28 protein-coding genes are annotated in these 21,997 nt (G+C 55.0%); 20 read left to right on the top strand and 8 right to left on the bottom strand.

What is annotated here, in order from left to right; translation table 11 throughout:
- Positions 1–3: 3 nt before the first annotated feature.
- Both AC2AXP_RS08975 and AC2AXP_RS08970 read left to right on the top strand, forming a co-directional pair.
- A complete protein-coding gene (locus AC2AXP_RS08975; RefSeq protein WP_198772899.1) occupies positions 4–228 on the top strand; it encodes a hypothetical protein in 225 nt (74 codons plus the stop codon).
- Complete coding sequence (locus AC2AXP_RS08970) at positions 228–497, top strand: hypothetical protein (protein WP_198772898.1); 270 nt, start codon at positions 228–230, stop codon at positions 495–497. The genes AC2AXP_RS08975 and AC2AXP_RS08970 overlap by 1 nt, the downstream gene beginning before the upstream one ends.
- A 25-nt stretch (positions 498–522) precedes the next feature.
- Here AC2AXP_RS08970 and AC2AXP_RS08965 read toward each other — a convergent pair whose 3' ends face one another.
- Genes AC2AXP_RS08965 through AC2AXP_RS08955 form a run of 3 tightly spaced genes read right to left on the bottom strand, consistent with a single transcriptional unit; the run spans position 523 to position 3,094 of the window.
- On the bottom strand, positions 523–681 hold the full coding sequence (locus AC2AXP_RS08965) for a DUF2474 domain-containing protein (RefSeq protein ID WP_004961713.1): 159 nt from the start codon (positions 679–681) through the stop codon (positions 523–525).
- The gene (cydB, locus tag AC2AXP_RS08960) at positions 681–1,688 is read right to left on the bottom strand and encodes a cytochrome d ubiquinol oxidase subunit II (RefSeq protein WP_004961716.1); all 1,008 of its coding nucleotides are present in this window, start codon (positions 1,686–1,688) and stop codon (positions 681–683) included. The genes AC2AXP_RS08965 and cydB overlap by 1 nt, the downstream gene beginning before the upstream one ends.
- A 2-nt stretch (positions 1,689–1,690) precedes the next feature.
- On the bottom strand, positions 1,691–3,094 hold the full coding sequence (locus AC2AXP_RS08955; protein WP_088499714.1) for a cytochrome ubiquinol oxidase subunit I: 1,404 nt from the start codon (positions 3,092–3,094) through the stop codon (positions 1,691–1,693).
- Between the two features lie 152 nt (positions 3,095–3,246).
- Here AC2AXP_RS08955 and AC2AXP_RS08950 point away from each other — a divergent pair, with 152 nt between their 5' ends.
- From AC2AXP_RS08950 to AC2AXP_RS08920, 7 genes are all read left to right on the top strand, one after another.
- Positions 3,247–4,677, top strand: a complete 1,431-nt coding sequence (locus tag AC2AXP_RS08950; RefSeq protein ID WP_004961720.1) for an aminotransferase-like domain-containing protein — start codon at positions 3,247–3,249, stop codon at positions 4,675–4,677.
- Positions 4,678–5,527: 850 nt separating this feature from the next.
- Positions 5,528–6,742 carry an aspartate aminotransferase family protein gene (locus AC2AXP_RS08945; RefSeq protein ID WP_004961727.1) on the top strand — a complete coding sequence of 405 codons (1,215 nt, stop codon included), beginning with the start codon at positions 5,528–5,530 and terminating at the stop codon, positions 6,740–6,742.
- A 52-nt stretch (positions 6,743–6,794) separates the two neighbouring features.
- Positions 6,795–7,829, top strand: a complete 1,035-nt coding sequence (astA, locus tag AC2AXP_RS08940; protein WP_039991991.1) for an arginine N-succinyltransferase — start codon at positions 6,795–6,797, stop codon at positions 7,827–7,829.
- Entirely contained in the window at positions 7,829–9,301 is a 1,473-nt protein-coding gene (gene astD / locus AC2AXP_RS08935) for a succinylglutamate-semialdehyde dehydrogenase (protein ID WP_004961732.1), read from the top strand. The genes astA and astD overlap by 1 nt, the downstream gene beginning before the upstream one ends.
- A gap of 37 nt (positions 9,302–9,338) precedes the next feature.
- Entirely contained in the window at positions 9,339–10,679 is a 1,341-nt protein-coding gene (gene astB, locus AC2AXP_RS08930) for an N-succinylarginine dihydrolase (protein WP_449145181.1), read from the top strand.
- 14 nt (positions 10,680–10,693) lie between these two features.
- Positions 10,694–11,674: a succinylglutamate desuccinylase gene (gene astE, locus AC2AXP_RS08925; RefSeq protein ID WP_004961739.1), complete on the top strand. Its 981-nt coding sequence runs from the start codon at positions 10,694–10,696 to the stop codon at positions 11,672–11,674.
- Between the two features lie 591 nt (positions 11,675–12,265).
- Positions 12,266–13,345 carry a porin OmpC gene (locus AC2AXP_RS08920; protein ID WP_004961740.1) on the top strand — a complete coding sequence of 360 codons (1,080 nt, stop codon included), beginning with the start codon at positions 12,266–12,268 and terminating at the stop codon, positions 13,343–13,345.
- A gap of 115 nt (positions 13,346–13,460) precedes the next feature.
- On the opposite strand, the gene AC2AXP_RS08915 is transcribed toward AC2AXP_RS08920, so the two are convergent.
- Entirely contained in the window at positions 13,461–13,652 is a 192-nt protein-coding gene (locus AC2AXP_RS08915; RefSeq protein WP_039992698.1) for a YdfD/YebW family protein, read from the bottom strand.
- A 235-nt stretch (positions 13,653–13,887) separates the two neighbouring features.
- On the opposite strand from AC2AXP_RS08915, the gene lysM reads away from it, so the two are divergent.
- The 5 genes from lysM to AC2AXP_RS08890 all read left to right on the top strand — a co-directional run bounded on the left by lysM (position 13,888) and on the right by AC2AXP_RS08890 (position 16,748).
- Positions 13,888–14,334: a peptidoglycan-binding protein LysM gene (gene lysM / locus AC2AXP_RS08910; protein ID WP_004961750.1), complete on the top strand. Its 447-nt coding sequence runs from the start codon at positions 13,888–13,890 to the stop codon at positions 14,332–14,334.
- A gap of 279 nt (positions 14,335–14,613) precedes the next feature.
- Positions 14,614–14,754 carry a hypothetical protein gene (locus AC2AXP_RS08905; protein ID WP_004961758.1) on the top strand — a complete coding sequence of 47 codons (141 nt, stop codon included), beginning with the start codon at positions 14,614–14,616 and terminating at the stop codon, positions 14,752–14,754.
- A 22-nt stretch (positions 14,755–14,776) separates the two neighbouring features.
- Complete coding sequence (locus tag AC2AXP_RS08900) at positions 14,777–14,941, top strand: hypothetical protein (RefSeq protein ID WP_004961762.1); 165 nt, start codon at positions 14,777–14,779, stop codon at positions 14,939–14,941.
- A gap of 94 nt (positions 14,942–15,035) precedes the next feature.
- Positions 15,036–15,965, top strand: a complete 930-nt coding sequence (locus tag AC2AXP_RS08895) for a pirin family protein (RefSeq protein ID WP_484381571.1) — start codon at positions 15,036–15,038, stop codon at positions 15,963–15,965.
- Between the two features lie 435 nt (positions 15,966–16,400).
- A complete protein-coding gene (locus AC2AXP_RS08890; RefSeq protein ID WP_227745728.1) occupies positions 16,401–16,748 on the top strand; it encodes a DUF1304 domain-containing protein in 348 nt (115 codons plus the stop codon).
- A 24-nt stretch (positions 16,749–16,772) separates the two neighbouring features.
- Here AC2AXP_RS08890 and AC2AXP_RS08885 read toward each other — a convergent pair whose 3' ends face one another.
- Together AC2AXP_RS08885 and AC2AXP_RS08880 are read right to left on the bottom strand one after the other, a co-directional pair.
- On the bottom strand, positions 16,773–17,159 hold the full coding sequence (locus tag AC2AXP_RS08885; protein WP_004961768.1) for a helix-turn-helix domain-containing protein: 387 nt from the start codon (positions 17,157–17,159) through the stop codon (positions 16,773–16,775).
- 413 nt (positions 17,160–17,572) lie between these two features.
- On the bottom strand, positions 17,573–17,785 hold the full coding sequence (locus tag AC2AXP_RS08880) for a YccJ family protein (protein WP_004961770.1): 213 nt from the start codon (positions 17,783–17,785) through the stop codon (positions 17,573–17,575).
- A 177-nt stretch (positions 17,786–17,962) separates the two neighbouring features.
- Here AC2AXP_RS08880 and AC2AXP_RS08875 point away from each other — a divergent pair, with 177 nt between their 5' ends.
- Positions 17,963–18,202: a DUF2766 family protein gene (locus AC2AXP_RS08875; protein ID WP_039991995.1), complete on the top strand. Its 240-nt coding sequence runs from the start codon at positions 17,963–17,965 to the stop codon at positions 18,200–18,202.
- A gap of 38 nt (positions 18,203–18,240) precedes the next feature.
- On the opposite strand, the gene AC2AXP_RS08870 is transcribed toward AC2AXP_RS08875, so the two are convergent.
- Positions 18,241–18,474, bottom strand: coding sequence for a YobH family protein (locus tag AC2AXP_RS08870; protein ID WP_004961775.1), 234 nt, complete (start codon positions 18,472–18,474; stop codon positions 18,241–18,243).
- Positions 18,475–18,651: 177 nt separating this feature from the next.
- Here AC2AXP_RS08870 and mgrB point away from each other — a divergent pair, with 177 nt between their 5' ends.
- Together mgrB and AC2AXP_RS08860 are read left to right on the top strand one after the other, a co-directional pair.
- Positions 18,652–18,795 carry a PhoP/PhoQ regulatory lipoprotein MgrB gene (gene mgrB, locus AC2AXP_RS08865; protein WP_039991996.1) on the top strand — a complete coding sequence of 48 codons (144 nt, stop codon included), beginning with the start codon at positions 18,652–18,654 and terminating at the stop codon, positions 18,793–18,795.
- A gap of 93 nt (positions 18,796–18,888) precedes the next feature.
- Positions 18,889–19,167, top strand: a complete 279-nt coding sequence (locus tag AC2AXP_RS08860; RefSeq protein ID WP_004961789.1) for a YebO family protein — start codon at positions 18,889–18,891, stop codon at positions 19,165–19,167.
- Between the two features lie 58 nt (positions 19,168–19,225).
- On the opposite strand, the gene fos is transcribed toward AC2AXP_RS08860, so the two are convergent.
- Positions 19,226–19,645, bottom strand: a complete 420-nt coding sequence (gene fos, locus AC2AXP_RS08855; protein ID WP_273869952.1) for a fosfomycin resistance glutathione transferase — start codon at positions 19,643–19,645, stop codon at positions 19,226–19,228.
- A gap of 167 nt (positions 19,646–19,812) precedes the next feature.
- Between fos and AC2AXP_RS08850 the strand changes: the two genes are divergently transcribed.
- The 3 genes from AC2AXP_RS08850 (at position 19,813) to AC2AXP_RS08840 (ending at position 21,988) form a co-directional block, all read left to right on the top strand.
- Positions 19,813–20,127, top strand: a complete 315-nt coding sequence (locus AC2AXP_RS08850; RefSeq protein WP_004961794.1) for a phage protein NinX family protein — start codon at positions 19,813–19,815, stop codon at positions 20,125–20,127.
- A gap of 72 nt (positions 20,128–20,199) precedes the next feature.
- A complete protein-coding gene (locus tag AC2AXP_RS08845) occupies positions 20,200–20,439 on the top strand; it encodes a DUF4060 family protein (protein ID WP_004961798.1) in 240 nt (79 codons plus the stop codon).
- Positions 20,440–20,611: 172 nt separating this feature from the next.
- Positions 20,612–21,988 (top strand): amino acid permease, encoded by a 1,377-nt coding sequence (locus AC2AXP_RS08840; protein ID WP_004961799.1) that lies wholly within the window; start codon positions 20,612–20,614, stop codon positions 21,986–21,988.
- The last annotated feature ends 9 nt before the right edge of the window (positions 21,989–21,997 follow it).

Genomic DNA, 21,997 nt, shown 5'->3' with positions numbered 1-21,997 from the left:
ATCATGCGTCGTTTGCCCTTACTGATTTCCAACGAGATTGATGACAGTTTAAATGCCATGGCCGCACGTCATGGCATCGCTAAAACGGAGGTGATCGTGAAGGCGTTTTCGTTACTGGCGTTGGCCGATCACCATTGGCTGAGACAGGATGGCACGACGCTTGCCGTGGTGCGCGACACCGAGGGCGGTGAGCTTGAGGTGATCGGCAAGGTACAGGGATTGTTTTAATGCGCGTGAAACGCCAGGAAAAACTGGTGAACGTTAGCGAGTTATACTGCGACACCAGTGCCACGTTTGACGAAATGGAACGGTTACGTCTGGCCAGACAGGTACTGGGCGGTCTGTTTGTCATTTGCGTCGGCGTGTTCGCCGCTCATGCCTATTGGGACGACAATCAGCCGCTGCGGCAGGTGTTCGAACTGCTGCGCATTGGTGCTTTGCCTTTGGTGACGCTGGTAGTGTCGTTCTATTTCCCGAACGGCGCCGCCGACAGATAATGCCGGCGGCGCAACAGGCAGGCGATCAGTGCGATTTCATGCCCGCAGCGCCCATCAGCAGGCGGAACAGCGAGGCGACAACGAACAGACCCAAGACGCTGGCGCTCCAGATAATTACCAGCCAGCCGAGTCGTTTCCACCACGGGGTGGCGTTGTTATTATCCTTCATGGTGGCCTCCTTCATCAGTGATAGCCGTGTTCATGGCTGACCTTGCCGCGGAACACGTAGTAGCTCCAGAAGGTGTAAACCAGAATAATCGGGATGATAAACAGCGCGCCAATCAGCATAAAGCCCAGGCTTTGCGGCGGTGAAGCCGCTTCCCACAGGCTGATTGACGGCGGGATCAGCAGCGGCCAGATGCTGATGCCCAACCCGCTCAAACCGAGGAACACCAACAGTAGCGTCAGCATAAACGGCGAATAGTGGGCGTTACGCTGTACGCCGCGGCGGATCCCCCAGGCGCTGAGCAATACCAGCAGCGGCACCGGCAGCAGCCAGAACAGGTTTGGCAGACTGAACCAGCGCTGGGCAATTTCCTCATGGGCGATGGGCGTCCAGATGCTGACGCCAGCCAGGATCGCCAATAGGGTCAGCAGCAGCGGGACTGCCAGCTGATACATGCGCGCCTGCAGTTCGCCGGCGGTCTTCATCACCAGCCAGGTGCAGCCGAGCAGGGCGTAAGCCACCACCAGCCCCAGACCGCAAAACAAGGCGAACGGCGTCAGCCAGTCGAGCGCACCGCCGGCGTAGCCCCGGTTTTCCACCGGGAAACCGTTAAGTATCGCGCCAACGACGATCCCCTGACAGAACGTCGCCAGCAACGAACCGCCGATAAACGCCTTGTCCCAGATATGCCGGCGATTTTCGCTGGCCTTGAAGCGAAACTCGAACGCCACGCCGCGGAAAATCAGGCCGATCAGCATCAGGGTCAGCGGGATTGCCAAGGCGTCGAGGATCACCGCGTAGGCCAGCGGGAAAGCGCCAAACAGTCCGGCACCGCCCAGCACCAGCCAGGTTTCGTTGCCATCCCATACCGGTGCGACGGTGTTCATCATTACATCGCGATCGCGGCTGGCCTTTACCCAGGGGAACAGGATGCCGATACCCAAATCGAAACCGTCCATCACCACGTACATCATGATGCTGAACACGATGATCAAAAACCAGATAAGCGGAAGATCGATACCCATGTTCAGCTCCTGTCGTCCAGATTTTCTTTTACGGCGGACAGCGGGCGCGCCGGTCGACCGTCGGTGTCGTCGGGCTGATGCCCCTCGTGGGTTTGTGGCCCCTTGCGGATCAGCCTCATCATATAAACGTAACCGACGCCGAACACCGAGCAATACACCACGATAAATGCCAACAGGCTGATGCTCATATGCAGTTCGCCGTGGGCGGAGACCGCATCCTTGGTCCGCAACAATCCGTAAACCACCCAGGGTTGGCGGCCTATTTCAGTGGTGAACCAACCCGCAAGCAGGGCGATCAGACCTGATGGCCCCATCCACAAGATGAAGTGCAGGAAGGGTCTGGAATGATACAACCCGCCGCGCCAGCGTAGCCACAGGCTCCAGACGCCGGCCAGGATCATCAGCATGCCCATGCCGACCATGATGCGGAAGGTCCAGAACACGATGGTGGAGTTGGGCCGGTCTTCCGGCGGGAAGGACTTCAGCGCCGGAATTTGCTCGGTCAGGCTATGCGTCAGGATCAGGCTGCCGAGTACCGGTATTTCCAGTTTGTAACGGGTTTCTTCCCGCTGCATATCCGGCCAGCCCACCAGGATCAGCGGCGTAGCTTCTCCCGGAGGATTCTCCCAGTGCCCCTCGATCGCCGCGATTTTTGCCGGTTGGTGTTTGAGGGTGTTCAGACCGTGGGCGTCGCCGATAAACGCCTGGATCGGGGCGACAATCAGCGCCATCCACATCGCCATTGACAGCATGGTGCGCATTGCCGGCGTATCGCGGCCACGCAACAGGTGCCAGGCGGCGGAGGCACCGACAAAGAACGCCGATGACAGGAACGCGGCGGTAGACATATGCAGCAAACGGTAAGGAAACGAAGGGTTAAATATCACTTTCAGCCAGTCAACCGGTACCACCTGACCATTAATGATTTCGTGCCCTTGTGGCGTTTGCATCCAGCTATTGGAGGCCAGGATCCAGAAGGTGGAAATCAGCGTGCCGAGCGCCACCATACAGGTAGCGAAAAAGTGCAGGCCAGGGCCGACGCGGTTCCAGCCAAACAGCATAACGCCAAGGAAGCCGGCTTCGAGGAAAAAGGCGGTCAGGACTTCATAGGTCAGAAGCGGCCCGGTGATACTGCCGGCAAATTCGGAGAAAAAGCTCCAGTTGGTGCCGAACTGATAGGCCATGACCAGTCCTGAAACAACGCCCATGCCAAAGTTGACGGCGAAGATTTTCGACCAGAAATGATACAGATCGCGATAGGCTTCGTTATGCGTCTTCAGCCATAACCCTTCCAGCACCGCCAGATAACTGGCTAATCCAATGGTGATGGCCGGGAACAGAATATGGAACGACACGGTAAAGGCGAACTGTATTCTGGCAAGCTCTAGTGCATCAAGACCCAGCATGGCGCCCCCTTGGTTTGGACATAATTTGACCTCTTCAGTATAGCGTTAATTCTAATGGGGAAAGCTTGGCGCCAAGTTAAGCATGGAGTACAGTAACTATAATAGTGACAGTTATTTCACTTTTCCCTATAACAGTTAGTGAGTGGCGCGATATGACAAGATATGAACAACTGGCGCAGCAGATCCGCGAGCAGATCCAGAATCGGGTATGGCGCGCCGGTGACAAATTGCCGTCGTTGCGTGAGAGTGGTAAACGTGCCGGTCTGAGTTTGATGACGGTAGTACAGTCTTATCAACTACTGGAAAGTCAGGGATGGATCGTGGCGCGACCGCAGTCGGGCTATTATGTGGCAGCGCGACCACAGCCGTTGCCGCAGGCCGAACGTGGCGAAAAACTGCTGTTGAGTGAACAGGTTGATATCAACGCCTTTATTTTCGACGTGCTGCAGGCGTGCAAGGATCCTGATATCGTGCCATTCGGTTCGGCTTTCCCCGACGCCACGCTGTTTGTACAACCCAAACTGGCGCGCGCGTTGAGCAGCGTTGCGCGCAAGTTTACCCCGCACAGCTCGCTGGCCAACCTGCCGCCGGGCAATGATGCGCTGCGGCGCAATATCGCTCAGCGCTATGCCTTGAGCGGTATGCAGGTAGCGCCGGACGAAATCGTGATTACCGCCGGTGCCATGGAGTCGCTGAGCCTCAGTTTGCAGGCGGTGACGCAGCCGGGCGATTATGTGGCGATCGAGTCGCCGGCGTTCTACGGCGCGCTGCAGGCGCTGGAACGGCTGCGGCTGAAGGCGGTGGCGATTGCCACGCATCCGCAGTACGGCATTGATTTGGCCTCGCTTGAGCAGGCGTTGACGCAATACCCGATCAAGGCTTGTTGGTTGATGACCCATTTCCAGAATCCGCAGGGCGCCAGTATGCCGGAAGTCAACAAACAGCGACTGGTGACCATGCTGCGCCAGCGGCAGATTGCACTGATTGAGGACGACGTCTACGGCGAACTGTATTTCAGCGCCGAACGGCCATTGCCGGCCAAGGCGCTGGATAGCGACGGGCACATTTTACACTGTTCGTCGTTTTCCAAATGCCTGGCGCCAGGGTTCCGCGTGGGCTGGGTTGCTGCGGGGCAGCACGCGCCGCAGATTCAGCGCTTGCAACTGATGAGCACCGTGTCGGCCAGCGTGCCGACCCAGTTGGCCATCGCCGACTATCTGCTGCATGGGGGCTACGATACCCATCTGCGGCGCCTGCGTCGGCTGCTGGCGCAGCGTCAAAGCGCCATGCGGCAGGCCATCGCCCAGCATTTTCCGCCGACGGTCAAAGTCAGCCAGCCGGACGGCGGCTATTTTCTCTGGTTGGAGCTGGAGCCTTCGCTGTCGGCGATGGAACTGTATCAGCGGGCGTTGGCGTTGGGCGTCAGCATCGCGCCTGGGCGAATGTTTACTACCGGCAACCACTTTAACCACTGTTTTCGTCTTAACGCCTCGTTCGAATGGAACGACAGGCTGGATGCGGCGATCGCTACGCTGGCCTCGCTGATCCGCGCATTGAAACCGCAGTCAGCCAGCTCAGCGTAGATAAAATTCCCATGCCTCTCCGGTGGCCTGCTGCGTTTTTTCACTGATTTCCTCCAGGCGTTGCGGAGCCTCGACGCTTTTTGCAGTTCCTCCAGCGAGTTACTTGCCTCTTTTGGCTTGAGAGGGTCAATGGGCCTGACGCTGCCGTCATGCAGGGTTTGTAAAAAGGCCGCCACCTCGCGGTCGACGTGAGCCTGTACTGGCAGCGCTTGTTTGGACATCGTTTCCTCCCTCAAGGGTCGCTGGCAGGCGCCAACAGCCGGGTATCGGCACGCTGTGCACATATAGACGAAGGATGCGCGCGTCGGACAAACGTCGTTGCGCACTGCAATAGCGCGCGGCTGCACCGAGGTGGAGCAAAAGTATGATTTTTACCGGGCGAAGCGAATTATTTTTTGCGAGCGCGATCAGAAAAAACGAATCTTTCTGTCAATGAATAGTATTTCGCCGCCAATGATGATTTTAGGCGCTATTTTTGCGTTTATTCATTATGAATGCATAAAAAATGAATACTTATGCAATATAACTTGTTGTTTTAACGAAAAAAAATGAGAAATGGCTCCCAAATCCCGCGTTGGCACGATAGCTGCTCTACACTCTTTATCAAACGGCATGTATTTTAACTACCCGTTAACATTTATTCCCCGTCTCTGGGGCTGTCAGGCGGCAGATATAGCGGAAAAGCGCATTTATGTAACAGATTTGTGTCTAAATGCCGGTGGGTAAGGAGAATTATCATCGGTGTATCGATGCGGATCGCAACGCGGTTTTTTGTCTGATTGTCGCCGTTACGGCGCAGGAGCGGTCCTTACAGTCAAAATTCAGCCTTTGCTGAAGTGATGAGGTCACTATGGAACAGCCAATCGCAGTTACCCGCCAGTCTTTTGATGACTGGATGATCCCGGTTTATGCTCCCGCTGATTTTATTTTGGTGCGCGGTGAAGGCTCACACGTCTGGGATCAGCAGGGGAAACAGTATATCGATTTTGCCGGCGGTATCGCGGTGAATGCGCTGGGGCATGCTCACCCGGTGGTGAAGGCAGCGCTGGTCGAGCAGGCCGGCAAATTGTGGCATCTCGGTAACGGCTATACCAACGAACCGGTGCTGCGTTTGGCAAAACAGCTGATCGACGCCACCTTTGCAGAAAAGGTGTTTTTCTGTAATTCCGGTGCCGAAGCCAACGAAGCGGCGCTGAAGCTGGCACGCAAACATGCGATGGATAACTACGGTAGCGAAAAAAATCGCATCGTGGCGTTCAACAATGCCTTCCACGGCCGCACGCTGTTCACCGTTTCTGCCGGCGGGCAGCCAAAGTATTCTCAGGATTTTGCGCCGTTGCCAGGCGGCATTATGCATACCGCCTACAACGACCTTGCGGCTGCCGCAGAGGCGATCAATGACCAAACCTGTGCGGTGATTGTAGAGCCGATTCAAGGGGAGGGCGGCGTGCTGCCGGCGGATGGCGCATTCCTGCAGGGGCTGCGAGATCTGTGTGACCGCCATAACGCGTTGCTGATCTTCGACGAAGTGCAGACCGGCGTCGGGCGCACTGGCGATCTGTATGCCTACATGCAATACGGCGTGGTGCCCGACGTGCTGACCACCGCCAAAGCGCTGGGCGGCGGTTTCCCGATTGGCGCAATGCTGACCACCGATGCGCTGGCCAGCACGCTGGGCGTCGGTACCCATGGCACCACTTACGGCGGCAACCCGTTGGCAACTGCGGTGGCGGGGGCGGTATTGTCGCTGATCAATACGCCCGAGGTGCTCAACGGTGTCAAGCAGCGCCATTTATGGTTTATCGAGCAATTGAATGCCATCAACCAGCGCTATCCGATTTTCTCGGAGATCCGCGGTGGCGGCCTGTTGATTGGTTGCGTACTCAACCAGGATTTCGCCGGCAAGGCCAAACAAATCACTCAATATGCCAACGAAGAAGGGGTTATCGCGTTGATCGCCGGGCCAAATGTGGTGCGCTTCACGCCTTCCCTGATCATTCCTGAAGCGGATATCAACGAGGGGCTGGCGCGTTTCGCGCGAGCGGTGGCGCGTATTTGCAGCTGATACCACGGTGGCGCTCGCAAGGGCGCCGCCGGATGACATAGAGGTTCGCATTATGATGATTATTCGCCCGATAGAGCGTCGCGATCTGGCCGATTTACTGACGCTTGCCGGTAAATCCGGCATAGGCCTCACCTCCTTGCCGCAAAATGAAGACACCTTGTCGGCACGCATTGAGCGGGCGCTGAAAACCTGGCAAGGCGAACTTCCACCGAGCGACCAGTGTTATCTGTTTGTGCTGGAGGACAGCGAGCGCCAGCAGGTGGTCGGCGTCAGCGCCATTGAAGTGGCGGTTGGCCTGACAGAGCCATGGTACAGCTTTCGCGTTGGCACGCAGGTGCATGCCTCGAAGCAGCTTGGGGTGTACAAGTCTGTGCCGACGCTGTTCCTCAGTAACGATCACACCGGCCATTCCGAACTGTGTACGCTGTTTCTCGACCCGGATTACCGGCATGGTGAAAACGGCAAGCTGCTCTCCAAGGTGCGCTTTTTGTTCATCGCCGCTTTCCGTGAGCATTTTTCCCGCAAGGTGATCGCCGAAATGCGCGGTTTTTCGGATGAAAACGGCCGTTCGCCGTTTTGGGAAAGCGTTGGCCGGCACTTCTTTTCGATTGAGTTCGCCAAGGCCGACTACCTGAGCGGCACGGGCCAGAAAGCATTTATCGCCGAACTGATGCCCAAACACCCGCTGTACGTCGACTTTCTGGCGGAAGACGCGCAGAAAGTGATTGGTGAAGTGCATCCGCAGACCGCGCCGGCGCGGCGTCTGCTGGAAGCAGAAGGATTGCGCTATCAGGGTTACGTCGACATTTTCGACGGCGGGCCGACGCTGGAGGCGGAGATCGACGAGATCCGCGCCATCAAACGCAGCCAACTGGTCAAAGTGGTGCTTGATACCACGCCGATGCGCGCCGATGCGCCGCTGTATCTGGTGGCCAACGATAACTATCAACATTACCGTGCACTACTGATGCCCGCCGATCTGTATGACGGCCGCTTGCATCTTGATGCCGATACCGCGGCGGCGCTTGGCGTCGAACAAGGCAGCCCGGTGCGAGTTACCCCTCTTATTGGACAGGAGAACGCCTGATGTCACATCCTGCACTGCTTATTAATGGCGCATGGCGGCCGGGCCGCGGCGCTGCATTCAGCAAATACGATCCGATTGACAGCCAGCCGCTGTGGCAGGCCAACGCCGCTGACCGCCAGGATGTGGCCGATGCCTGTGACGCCGCGCGCAGCGCTTTCCCTGACTGGGCGCGCACGCCGTTCGCCGAGCGTGAACAGCTGGTGCGGCGTTTTGCCGCGTTGTTGGAAGAAAATAAAGCACGTCTGGCAGAAACCATCAGTCGCGAAACCGGCAAACCTCGTTGGGAAACGCTGACCGAGGTGCAGGCGATGATCGGTAAAGTGGCCATTTCGCTACAGGCCTATCAGGCACGTACCGGCGAGAGTCGAAGCGTCATGGCCGACGGCGCTTCAGCGTTGCGTCACCGCCCGCATGGCGTACTGGCGGTGTTCGGACCGTATAACTTCCCCGGCCATTTGCCAAACGGCCATATCGTGCCGGCGCTGTTGGCGGGCAATAGCGTGGTCTTCAAACCGAGCGAACTGACGCCATTGACGGCGGAGGTCACGCTGCGGCTGTGGCTCGATGCCGGACTGCCGAACGGCGTGATCAATCTGGTTCAGGGCGGACGGGCCACCGGCGAGGCGCTGGCAGCCAGTCAGGGCATTGATGGTCTGCTGTTCACCGGCAGCGCCGCTACCGGTGAACAGTTGCATCGCCAATTGGCCGGCCAGCCAGAGAAAATACTGGCGCTGGAGATGGGCGGTAATAACGCGCTGATCGTCGAACAGATCGACGATCGCGACGCGGCGGTCAATCTGGCGATCCAGTCGGCATTTATCTCCGCTGGCCAGCGCTGTACCTGCGCGCGCCGTATTCTGGTCAAGCGCGGTCAGCAGGGCGATGCGTTTATCGAACGGTTGGTACAGGTGGCTGGCGCATTGCGCATTGGCCGCTGGGATGCCGAACCCCAGCCGTTTATGGGAGGGGTGATCTCGTCGGCGGCGGCGCAAAACATGCTGGCGGCGCAGCAGAAGCTGCTCGCACTGGGTGGCAAGGCCCTGCTGACCATGCGGCAGCTGGAAAGCGGCAGTGCGCTGCTTAGCCCCGGCATTATCGATGTCACCGGCGTGGCGGGAGTACCCGACGAAGAGTACTTTGGTCCTTTGACCACCCTTATTCGCTATGACGATTTCGATCAGGCATTGCAGATCGCCAACCAGACGCGCTACGGCCTGTCGGTAGGGCTGGTGTCACCGCAGCGGGCGCAGTTCGAGCGACTGTTGCTGGAAGCGCGTGCCGGTATTGTCAACTGGAACAAGCCGCTGACCGGGGCGTCGAGCGCGGCACCGTTTGGCGGCGTCGGTGCCTCGGGTAACCATCGTCCAAGCGCCTATTACGCAGCGGATTACTGCGCCTGGCCGATGGCGTCGCTGGAAAGCGAAAGCCTGACGCTGCCGGCCAGTCTGTCGCCGGGATTGTCGTTCAATTAATCGTCAGGGCCGGCTTGCTGCCGGCCGGGAGAACCGCATGGCGGGATATGAAGTCAATTTTGACGGACTGGTGGGGTTAACCCACCATTACGCCGGTTTATCGTTTGGTAATGAAGCCTCTACGCTGTATCAGAATCGTGTATCCAACCCGAAACTGGCGGCCAAACAGGGGTTGTTGAAAATGAAGGCGCTGGCGGATCTTGGCTTCCAGCAGGGCGTGTTGCCACCGCAAGAGCGGCCGCATTTGCCAACGCTGCGGCGGTTGGGGTTTAGCGGCAGCGACGAAGCGGTACTGGCTCAGGTACGGCGTACTTCACCGCGGCTGCTGTCTGCATTGGGTTCTGCTTCGTCAATGTGGACTGCCAATGCGGCGACCGTTTCACCGTCGGCAGACAGCGCTGACGGCAAGGTGCATTTCACCGCCGCCAATCTGAACAATAAATTCCACCGCGCCATTGAGGCGCCGACCACTCGCGCCGCACTGCAGGCGATCTTCAACGACGATCGCCATTTTATGCACCACCCGGCCTTGCCGCAGGTGGCGCTGTTTGGCGATGAAGGCGCGGCCAACCATAACCGACTGGGGGGCGATTATGGCAAGCGCAGCGTGCAGGTGTTCGTATACGGGCGTCAGGAGTTCGGCGGTGAGGTCGGCCCGTCGCGCTATCCAGCACGCCAGACGCGCGAAGCCAGCGAAGCCATCGCCCGGCTGCATCAACTGGATGAGCGCCACACGGTGTTCATCCAGCAGCACCCGGCGGTGATCGATCAGGGGGTGTTCCATAATGACGTGATTGCGGTAAGCAATCAGCAGGTGTTGTTCCATCATCAACAAGCCTTTTTGCATCAGCAGCAGGCATTGGATGAGCTGCGGCGCAAAATGGCCAGGCTGGACGCGGAGCTGGTGGCGATAGAAGTGCCCTCGGCACGTGTTTCGGTGGCGGATGCTGTCGCGACCTATTTATTCAACAGTCAGATACTGACTAAACCCGATGGCAAAATGATGATTGTAGTGCCGGAAGAGTCGCGCCAGCACCCCGGAGTATGGGGATATCTGAACGAAATGGTCGCTGGCGGCGGGCCGATCGACGAAATCAAGGTGTTCGATCTGCGTGAAAGCATGCGCAACGGCGGTGGCCCGGCCTGTTTGCGGCTGCGAGTGGCGCTGAACGGCGATGAGCTGCGGGCAGTCAACCCACGGGTGATGATGAACGATACGCTGTTCACCTCGTTAAACGCCTGGGTCGATCGCTTCTATCGCGATCGGTTGACCGCCGACGATTTGGCCGATCCGCAACTGCTGCGCGAAGGGCGCGAAGCGCTGGATGCATTGACGTCAATCATGGGGCTGGGGTCTATTTACCCGTTCCAGCAATAATAGAGGATGGCAGGGTGGATCTATTGGCACTGACGCTGGCGGGACAGGTGCCCGCCAACCAGCAGGGTGAAAACGCGCAGTTGCGCTGGCGCTGGCTGGGAGAAGGATTGCTGGAAATAACGCCGCAGCAGGGCTACCAACGCGCGGTGGTGCTGTCAGCCGGTATTCATGGTAATGAAACGGCACCGATTGAGCTGCTCAATCAGCTGGTTGTCGATCTGCTGGCCGGCAGCCGCCGTCTGGCAGTCCGACTTTTGGTGATCCTGGGGAATCCGGCGGCGATGCGCGCCGGCAAACGTTATCTGCACAGCGATATGAACCGCATGTTCGGCGGCCGTCATCGTGACTTCCCGGCCAGTGGCGAAACGGCACGCGCCTTGCAACTGGAGCAACGGGTGGTCGAGTTCTTCGAGCAGGAATCGGCAGCGCGCGCTCATTACGATCTGCATACCGCCATACGCGAGTCATGCTTGCCGCGCTTTGGCATTCTGCCGTTTCAGCAGCGGCCATACGACCCGTCGCAGTTGGCGCTGCTGGACGCCGCCGAACTGGATGCACTGGTGATACACCGGGCGCCGGGCGGCACCTTCAGCCACTTTTCCAGCGAACAGGCGACGGCGGCCAGTTGCACGCTGGAGCTGGGCAAGGCACGGCCGTTTGGCGACAACGATTTACAGCAGTTTTCCGCCATTAACCGCGCCTTGCAGAGTCTGGTCAGCGGTGAAGCGTTGCCTGCGCGCAGCGGTGCGGCAATGCGTATTTTCCAGGTTGAAAAATCGCTGATCAAACGCAGCGAAGATTTCCGGCTGCATTTGGCTGACGATACCGCCAATTTTACCGTTTTGCCGCAGGGAACGCTGGTGTGTGAACAGGCGGGGGAGCAATACCGTGTGCAACATGCGCAGCAATGGATATTATTCCCCAACCCCCAGGTAGCCGTTGGCCTGCGTGCCGGTATGCTGCTGAGCGAAGTTCCCCGCGATTGTTTATTTTAATCTGTTCTCTGTAACCGCCGATATTGCCGCGGCGGTTCAGCCTGCCTGACTCCAGGGTAAAACCAATAGCGCTGTTTATCGTTAAAGCATTTTTATTATCGATAAAACGACGCCTTATATTTTATTTTATCAATACTTCCAGTGTGGATCTGCCGCTAATAAGCGTAACAATTCATCTTTGGCCCACCAAAGCAGGTAAATCACTTTAGTAAGTTAAAAATGTGAAATAAATAACGTTATTAATAACCATGCTAATTTTCATGTTAACTTTCAACTGCTCAATAAATCGACGATAAAGAATTCCATTGCACTTGTTTGGTGCAATGCACCTTATTGGTGATAAGAATTTCCTTATAAGATAAACCAAATCAATGGGTTGTGTGGGTGTTTTTCTGAATCATTTTGTTACAATTAAGCATGGATTCTCCACGTTGTTTTCTGAACTTTTTTATTTGCACTTTGGATTCATGATGCTAATGTCACATGGCCCTTTATTAGGGGCGCTCATAAACATTAAATGATAAAGGTCACAGCCCAAAAGATAAATTGGGCGTGATGGGCAGGCTTTAATTAAAATATCTAGGAAAATAAATGATGAAACGCAGTGTATTAGCTTTGGCGGTAGCGCTTGGCGCAATCTCCTCTTTTGCCAACGCGGCAGAAATTTATAATAAGGATGGCAATAAACTCGATCTTTATGGCCGAGTGAATGCCAAACATTACTTTGTCCACAACAGCACGTCCGACGGCGACAAATCCTACGTGCGTTTAGGCTTCAAAGGGGAAACCCAGATCAACGATAGCCTGACCGGGTTTGGCCAGTGGGAGTACAACATTCAGGCAAACAACTCGGAAGGCGCAGATGCAACGGCGAACACCAAAACGCGCCTGGGCTTTGCCGGCCTGAAATTTGGCGATTACGGCTCCTTTGACTATGGCCGCAACTACGGTGTGGTCTACGACGCGGAAGCCTATACCGATATGCTGCCGGAATTCGGCGGTGACTCTTACAGCAACACCGACAACTTTATGACCGGCCGTTCCACCGGTTTGGCGACTTACCGCAACCGTGACTTCTTTGGTCTGGTTGAGGGGCTGAATATTGCAATTCAGTATCAGGGCAAAAACGAAGGCCGCGAGCTGACGCGTCAGAACGGCGACGGTTACGGTCTGTCACTGGACTATCAGGACATCGGCGGTAGCGGCATTGGCTTCGCTGCGGCGTATTCTGATTCCAACCGTACCAGCGCTCAAAAGCAGGCTACCTATGGCAAAGGCGACAGTGCCAGCGCCTGGACCACCGCGGTTAAATACGATGCGAACCAGGTTTATCTGGCCGCCATGTACGCCGAAACGCGCAACATGACGCCAATCACCGTCGACAGCGTGAAAGGTTTTGCCAATAAAACGCAGAACTTTGAGCTGGTTGCGCAGTATCAGTTCGAAAACGGTCTGCGTCCGTCATTGGGGTATGTACAGTCGAAGGGTAAAGATATCGAAGGTATCGGCGATGCCGATCTGGTGAAATACGTTGATATCGGCGCCACCTATTACTTCAATAAAAACATGTACACCTATGTTGATTATCAGATCAACCAGTTGAGCGACGATAACAAGCTGAAACTGAGCAATGACGACATCGTGGCCGTCAGCCTGACCTACCGTTTCTAATCGACGGGTCGATTACTCTCTGTCCTGTGTCGGGAAGAGGGAGCACCAGGCAGGGCGCGAGCCCTGCCTGTTTGTTATCACCGGCGAACAGCAGCGTATTAGCGCCCTGACGGTATCAGAACGGCGCATATTCACTGGCAGGGAGCCAGAAACCATCGATAAAATCTTCTACCGGATAGCAACCGGCGTGACGGAGATTCTGTTCCTTCATCGCCACCAGACATTGTTGTTCATCGCGCAGGATGTCCACCATGATATCGACGCAGCCTCCGTCCAGATAACAAACAAACATCACCAGTGCATACATAAAATCAGCATCCTCCACGGCCATTGCTTGCCCGCTCAGTGTAACCATTCTGGCACGATTTTCCGCGTTAATCTTCTTTTGGCTGCGCAGCGGCAAGCGAGCGTGACAGTTTTGCCAGACGGTAACGACTCAATTGTGCTGACCAATTGAATATCTGTCTGACGCTGCTAAGCTTAACAGGACTTATCAACACAAGTGGTTACCTTTCATAGACAAGCATCAAACGGGAGTGAATATGGGATTGTTTAACTTCGTCAAAGAAGCGGGCGAAAAACTGTGGGACGCAGTGGCTGGCAATGCGAATGCTGCCGAGCAAAGCGCCAAATTGAAAGAGCACCTCAACAACAGCGGTTTGCCAGACACCGATAAAGTGGATGTGCAGGTGGTTGACGGCAAAGCGGTCGTCACTGGCGACGGCATCAGCCAGGAGCTGAAAGAGAAGATTCTGGTCGCGGTCGGCAACGTTGCCGGCATCAGCGGCGTTGAAGATAAAGTCACCGTCGCACAGGGCGGTACCGAGAGCAAATTCCATACCGTGAAAAAGGGCGATACGCTGAGCGCCATTTCCAAACAAGTGTATGGCGACGCCAATCAGTACAACAAGATTTTCGAGGCTAACAAGCCGATGCTGTCCAGCCCGGATAAAATCTACCCAGGGCAGGTATTGCGTATACCGCAGTAATGTCCCCTTTCTGACGGAGGCCCGGTGTGTTACCGGGCCTTTTTTATTGTCGAATATAAGTCATGCTAATTTCAGTTTGTTTTTCATAATACTTATGAATGTTTTATACTGGCACCGGTTCTCCGGCCAGCCTGATGTTGACCCTATGTGTGAAAGTTGATAGCGTCAGCGACATTCGAGGTTTGAATGGTTGTTTCTGCAGAATCTTCAGTCCGTTGCGCCACGGCGGTAATCATCCAGTACGGCAACTTTCAGACCTGATGAACTAAGACAGATTTTGTGAAAGAACAGCGTAATACCTCGCACGATAAAAAATACCGTGAAACCCTCGGTGATGCACAGTTCGCCATTTTGGTGTTGGCGATCGCGTCAGGTTCGTTGCTATTCTTTACGCTTGCGGTCACGTTGTGGCTGATGTGACCCTTTAACAACAGGAGAGACAATGGAGCATAATCTCCACCATGAAACCAAACTGATTGCCATCATCGGCCTGCTGGTTTCGGCGTTGCTGGTGGTATCGGTACTGTTTGGCGTAACCTATCTTTCCGATCTCAAACACGCCAACGATCCCGTCGATACCAAAAACTGCTACTTCAAGACGCCTTAGCGCGACGCTCCGCCTTCGTGGCGATGAACCCCCTTGCCGCTGCTGTGCTAAGCTGGGCACAGGTGGGTTAAATTCATCGTCTGGAGGCGTTTGTATGCATGATCCTGATTCGTTCGATAGCTCTTCCTCTGCGTGTTCCGGTCGCCATTCGATGCAACGCATTGCGGTGCGTCATGCCGACGTTGGCGGCATTGCCATTCAACGCGCCTTGCCGACCCGCGAACGTCGTACGGTCGGTGCCTGGTGTTTTCTCGATCATGCCGGGCCGGCGGTGTTCAATGGCTCCTCTGAAGGTATGGATGTCGGGCCACACCCGCATATTGGCCTGCAAACGTTCACCTGGATGATCGAAGGCGAAGTGCTGCATCGCGATAGCCTCGGCAGCGAGCAGATTATCCGCCCTGGCCAGGTTAATCTGATGACCGCCGGCCATGGCATTGCCCATACCGAACAGACCACCGGTCACCCTCGCCAATTGCACGCTGCGCAGTTATGGATTGCTTTACCGGCAGAACATGCGCAAATGGCTCCGCGTTTTGACCATTACCCCGATCTGCCGCGTTGGAAAAAGGGCGCGGTAACCCAGACATTACTCATTGGCCAATTTGAGCAATATCGTTCGCCGGTATTTACCGTCTCACCGCTTATCGCACTGGACTTACAATGGGACGCCGACGGTCATTTGGAATTACCATTACGCAGCGATTTTGAAACAGGTCTTTTGCCCCTTATTGGTGCATTTGAGGTTAATGATGAAAAAATTTCATCGGGTGAATTTGCCTATTTGGGAATGAATCTTAACAAGCTGCGCTTAACGGCGGAAAAGGGCAGTAAGGCGTTATTGATTGGCGGCGAGCCGATTAAACAACCGATAACCATCTGGTGGAATTTTGTTGCTCATAGCAAGCAGGAGATCGCGGCGGCACAGCGAGATTGGCAACAAGGAAACGCGCGTTTTCCGCAGGTCAAAGGCTATGCCGGGCCGCGGATGACCGCGCCAGACCTGCCCTGGCGGGTAGATTGATACCTGAAGGCTATATCATTTGTCCTTTTTTATAAAAATTGCTCTATCAAGGTTTAATTAATGTGATCAAAATTCCATGTTTTTGATCGAATATAGCTTCAATAAAAAAAAGTGATCCAAAGCAAATTATTAATGGCAGGTAAAAGTTAATATCTTTCCTATAGGAATACTGCAACTCCCGTTAGTAAGAAGCAAGAGAGGTCATCATGAGCCAAATACTCTATCGTGCAAGATTATCCCATGTTGTTATTGCAACGGCGGCGTTTTGGGTCTCAATAGCAGCCCTGTTGTTCGTTGCTTTCATCTAACCTTAAACCTAGGCCACTCTAAAAACCCGCATCGCGGGTTTTTTTATACCGCGTAATTGGCCAATGTCGGTTACGGTATATACTTAATTACCTTTCATTGCTATTAGCCACATAAAAAATAATGGTAATTATCGCTGATATCTTGCTGCTCGCCGTCGCTGCGCTGCATATTTATATTCTGCTGCTGGAAATGTTCCTCTGGCAGCATCCTGTCGGTATGCGCGCGTTTGGTACTACGCGGGAATTTGCCAGCGCAACGCGTACGCTGGCGGCCAACCAGGGGCTGTATAACGGCTTTCTCGCCGCCGGGCTGACCTGGAGTTGGTGGCTGTCGCAGCCGGTATGGCAGCTGTTTTTCCTGGGGTGTGTGCTGATCGCCGGGCTGTATGGTGGGCTGACCGCCAACCGCAAAATCCTGTGGGTGCAGGGCCTGCCGGCGTTGATTGCCATGCTGGCGGTGCTGGCCGCGCATTGAGCCGTCCACGGCTATAGGGAGTGACTAGGCCAGCTTTTGATGGATGACGTGCAGCGGCGGGTCGATATGCAAATCTACGCTTAGATCCTGGCGGAAATCATAAGGCGTTATGTTGAAACGCTTGCGGAACATATAAGTAAAGTGGGACTGCGAGCCAAAGCCAAAATCCAGTGCGATGTCAAAAATCGTGGCATCGCTACTGCGCAATTGGTAAACCGCGCCCGCCAGCCGGCGTTCGCGAATGTATTTGCCGAGCGAGATCCCTGTCGCTTCCTTGAATAACTTCTGCATGTGCCAGAGGGAGTAACCGGAATACTCGGCCAGCTCTTCCAGATGGATCACGCGTCCGAGATGAGTTTCAACCCATTTGCTGAGGGCGCAGACCAATGAGAGGTGATGTTGTTGTATCATCAGTGCATCTGTGTGAGAACGACATAAGCGAAGTATACACAACTTGCCGTCTTCGACAAAAACCACCGCGCGGCTGTGAATTTTAATCTATCAGGCAGCTTGTCAGCCGCAGGTCAAAACGGCTAATCTGCATACTGCCGCTAACATCAGGGCATTCAAGCCGTACAACACACAAACGACCGAGAATCCGCCGTAGCAACTTGACGTTGATGAGGTGATCGCATGTTAATGACAGTGATTATTACTCTGGTTGTCGTCGTGGGGGTTGCCGTGTTTATGGCCGTCCCGGCGATGAGGGTGAATAACGCGGAAAGTGCGGGAGGTGAAGACCAGTGAGAGCGGTATCCATTGCGCATTGAAGCATCGGCGAAAAAGCCAGGGTTTGGTACCCGGGCTTTTTGTTGTCCTGCTGCTTAGACGTTTTTGCGTTCTACCATTTCTTCGCCCCAATACAGCCGGTCGGCCTCGGTTTTGGCAAAGGCCATTTGCAGCGCTTCGTCACTGCCTTCCTCCCAGATTTTCTGCGCCAGCGCTTCATCGTTCCCGGCAAGTTCAAAAATCGCCTCGGCTATCTCGACGGAGGTTTCACGTACCGTCGCCCAAGATTTAACGTTGTGATTGGCCATAACTCATCTCCTGTGCGGTTTTGGCTGGGGTTAACACCAGTATAGGCCAAATGTGCTGCTGGTTTTAACCTCCCATGCCCAATAGCGCCGTAAATTCAGCGCGATCGCCGTTAGCAAGCGGCAAAGCGTCTGACGGCGTGATATTCTGTGCGGCGTTTGAATAAAGAGGAAATGATTATGTCCAATGCATTAAGCAACGATCAGGAACTGGTTTCCGATCTGGTGGCCTGCCAACTGGTGATAAAACAGATTCTGGATGTTATTGATGTAATTGCGCCGACCGAGGTGCGAGACAAAATGGCCAGCCAACTGAAGAATATTGATTTTTCAACGCATCCTGCGGGTGCCGATCCGATCACCAAGCGGGCAATTGAAAAAGCGATAGCGCTGATCGAGCTGAAGTTCAGCCGCGATTAAGCGAGGCCGCCGTCGCCGGCGGCCAGACGGTGGTGCGGTTAATCCACCACCGTTTCAATCTTTTTGAACAGCGGGCAGTCAGAAACACCGATAACGCCATTGTCACCATGAATATACTGCGCCGTCACCACGTTGCGTGCCGTCAGATATTGGCACTGCAATCCCAACCCGCCAACGTTTTGATTACTGCCAATCAATACGCCGTAACCTGAAAAAAGCAGCACGCCATACGCCACGGCGACCGCCACTACCAATTTGATTAACTTACCCATTCTATTCCCTCGTAGCATCCTGTTGCTGCACTCTAGCCATGATGCGTCACCCTGAGCAACGCCATTATTCTGAAAACGACGTCGCGGACAGAAATCTAAACGACCGGTTAAAGTTTGTTTAAGTTTCGTGTGATAATCTGTGGTTCGGTTAACAAGGTAACAATGAGGCTGCTAAGTTTGTTGCGAAACAAAATCCTGGTGATCGTTGCGACCGTGGTGGCATGCCTGATTTTTTATCTGCTTGCTCTCGACAGTTATTGCGATCAGGGCGAGAGCTTTGCGTTGGGGATCTGTTCGATCACGCGCTTTGTTCCGTGGTGACGTAGAAGATGGCGCAATCAGAGACAAGGATGTTCGCGCCCATCTTTGCAGTGTTAAGATGGATACCCGTTTTGGCAGTGAGTAGGATAGTTCATGTTAGATTCAGTTTTTGGCTCGTCGGGGCTGCTGGCACTGGTGATGGTGCCGATTGCGCTGCTGGTGGGGCTGTGGGTATGGTTTTTGATCAATCGCGCCAGCGTGCGTGCCAACGAACAGGTGCGCCTGTTGCAGGAAATCGCCGATCAGCAGCGCCAGCAAACCGCATTGCTGCAACGCCTGGTTGGCAACGCTCGCGGTGACCAGACGCCGTTGGACGATGATGACGATCTCAACCCGGCGTTGGATTTCAAAGGATTTATTCCCGAACGCTAATCAGGTTCCGCTACCGTGAGAGAGCCACGGATTGGCAGGTTATCGCGCGTGCGGCTTCTCACTTCAGGTCTTCAGAAAACGCCATTCCCTGATACGGCGCGGCTCGGCAGGCCGCCAGGCGGCTGGCCAAATCGCCGCTATGAATTTCCAGTTGGTGTCCGTCCGGATCGAGAAAATACAGTGATTCACCTTCGCTACGGTTGCTTTTCCACTGGCGAACGCCGGCCTGTTGCAGGCGTTCGACCATCGCAGGAAAGTCTGCCGAAGTAATGCTGAACGCATAATGGGTGTAGTCGCGCGGCGCGCAGGCTGCACGCGTATCATCTAGCGACAGGCACAACCATAGCTCCCCCAGCGTGAGATAGGCACCTTGCTGCCAGCGCGCATGCAGGTGAAAGCCCAACGTTTGCCGGTAAAATTCGAGACTGCGTTCCACGTCGCGCACCGCGAGCGTCAGATGATTAAGACCGCTAAGCATGGGGACTCCAGAATGGCAACCATAAAGACGCAGTGTAATCGAACGATGGGTAAAGGTAACGCGATAAAACATTAGTGAAGATAATACAAAAACCGCTCTGGCCGTCATAAAACTGTCGTATTGGCATCGTAATGTAGCGCGAACATAACGAAAGATGGATAGAGCTGATGATTAAATGGTATGAAGAAAGCGACGCCGAAGTGAACCGCAGTATTGCCCTGATTACCGGAGAAAATCCGGACAAATGGTACCCGTACGGCGGCGTTAAGGGTAAAGATTATTGCAAGAATCCCTCCGATGCCTGGCCGATTATCTGCGCCAATAAAATCAGTCTGAACCCCGATAGCCACGGCGACAGCCCGCAATGGCAAGCGCGGATCTCCTCTCCGCGTGGTGAATGGCTGGCCGACAGCAGCAGTCCGTTGCGTGCGGCGATGATCTGTTTTCTGCTCAGTCAGCAAAATCAGGAAACCTCGCGTTAAGTCTCCATTACTGATGATCGATTAATGTTTTCCATAATCTGACAACGGAACTGTCTTTGGCGGAGCCTGTTTATGAAGCGCATTATCAAAGGTGATAAAAACCTGTCTCATCTGGTGGTTGCCCATGCGGCAATTGACCGTCACGCCGAAAGTTTCGGTCAGCGCCGTCAGGGCTGGCCCTCGACCTATCTGGTCAAATATCAAAATGACCGAGTGGCGGTTGAAGTGGTGACCCGCCGCCAGTCTTATGTGGCAACCCTGATGATCGGTGCCCGTAATCTGAGTAAACTGTGCGACCTGCCTGGTCGATAGCCGCCCAACGTTTCAGCAATTCCTGCCCATGCCTGCGCCGGGAGCATAGCCTGCCCGGTGCTAATCCTTGATGCTCGCGGGGTTAAGTGTTAAAAAGCCGCCCGCAGATACATTTTTTGATTGGCGAAATCTTGTGCAGTAATGGCAAGGCCTTTTGCCATACGAGGACAAGATGGGCGACCAGCAGCAGGATACCCCGCTAAAACGCGGCTTGAAAAACAGACATATACAACTTATCGCCCTGGGAGGCGCCATTGGCACCGGGCTATTTCTCGGCATTGCCCAGACCATTAAAATGGCGGGACCTTCGGTATTGCTGGGTTATGCTATTGGCGGCTTTATTGCCTTTTTGATCATGCGTCAGTTGGGGGAGATGGTGGTGGAAGAGCCGGTTGCCGGTTCATTCAGCCACTTTGCCTATAAATACTGGGGTGACTTCGCCGGGTTCCTGTCCGGCTGGAACTACTGGGCGATGTTTATCCTGGTCGGTATGGCGGAGCTGACGGCGGTAGGCATCTATATTCAGTACTGGTGGCCGGAAATTCCAACCTGGGCGTCGGCCGCAGCGTTCTTCGTGCTGATCAATCTGATCAATCTGGTCAACGTGCGCATCTATGGTGAAACCGAATTCTGGTTTGCCATAATCAAGGTGGCGGCCATCATGGGCATGATTGTGTTCGGCGCCTATCTGCTGGCCAGCGGCAGCGGTGGTCCGGAAGCCGATATCAGCAATCTGTGGGCGCAGGGTGGGTTTTTCCCGCATGGGGTCATGGGATTGGTCATGGCGATGGCCGTGATCATGTTTTCGTTCGGCGGGTTGGAAATGGTGGGCATTACCGCTGCTGAAGCTGCCGATCCGCGCCATAGCATTCCCAAGGCCACCAATCAGGTGGTGTATCGCATACTGATTTTCTATATTGGCTCGCTGACCGTGCTGCTGTCGTTGTATCCCTGGGGCAAAGTGGTGGAGGGCGGCAGCCCGTTCGTGATGATTTTCCACGCGCTGAACAGCAACCTGGTGGCTACCCTGCTTAATGTGGTCGTGCTGACGGCGGCCCTGTCGGTCTATAACAGCGGGGTGTATGCCAATAGCCGTATGCTGTTTGGCCTGGCGACGCAAGGCAATGCGCCAAAGGTGCTGACGCGCGTCAACCCACGCGGCGTACCGGTATTGTCAATCGCGTTATCGGCGCTGGTGACCTCGATTGGCGTGCTGATCAACTATGTGATGCCCGGCAAGGCGTTTGAATTGCTGATGGCGCTGGTGGTTTCAACGCTGGTGATCAATTGGGTGATGATCTGTCTGGCGCACCTGAAGTTCCGTGCGGCAAAGAATCGGCAGGGCGTTATCCCGCATTTCAAGGCTTTTTGGTACCCCTTCGGCAACTACCTGTGCCTGGCGTTTCTGGCGATGATACTGGTCATCATGTATCTCACCGACGGTATCCGTATTTCGGTGTTGCTGATCCCGGTATGGATCGGGCTGTTGTGGCTCGGGTTCACGCTGACGCGGCGCAAAACCGGCAATCGGCTGCAGCGTAGGCGTTAAATCGGTATG

Source organism: Serratia sp. Sp408, assembly GCF_057180665.1.
This window is presented reverse-complemented; position numbering and strand designations above follow the sequence as displayed.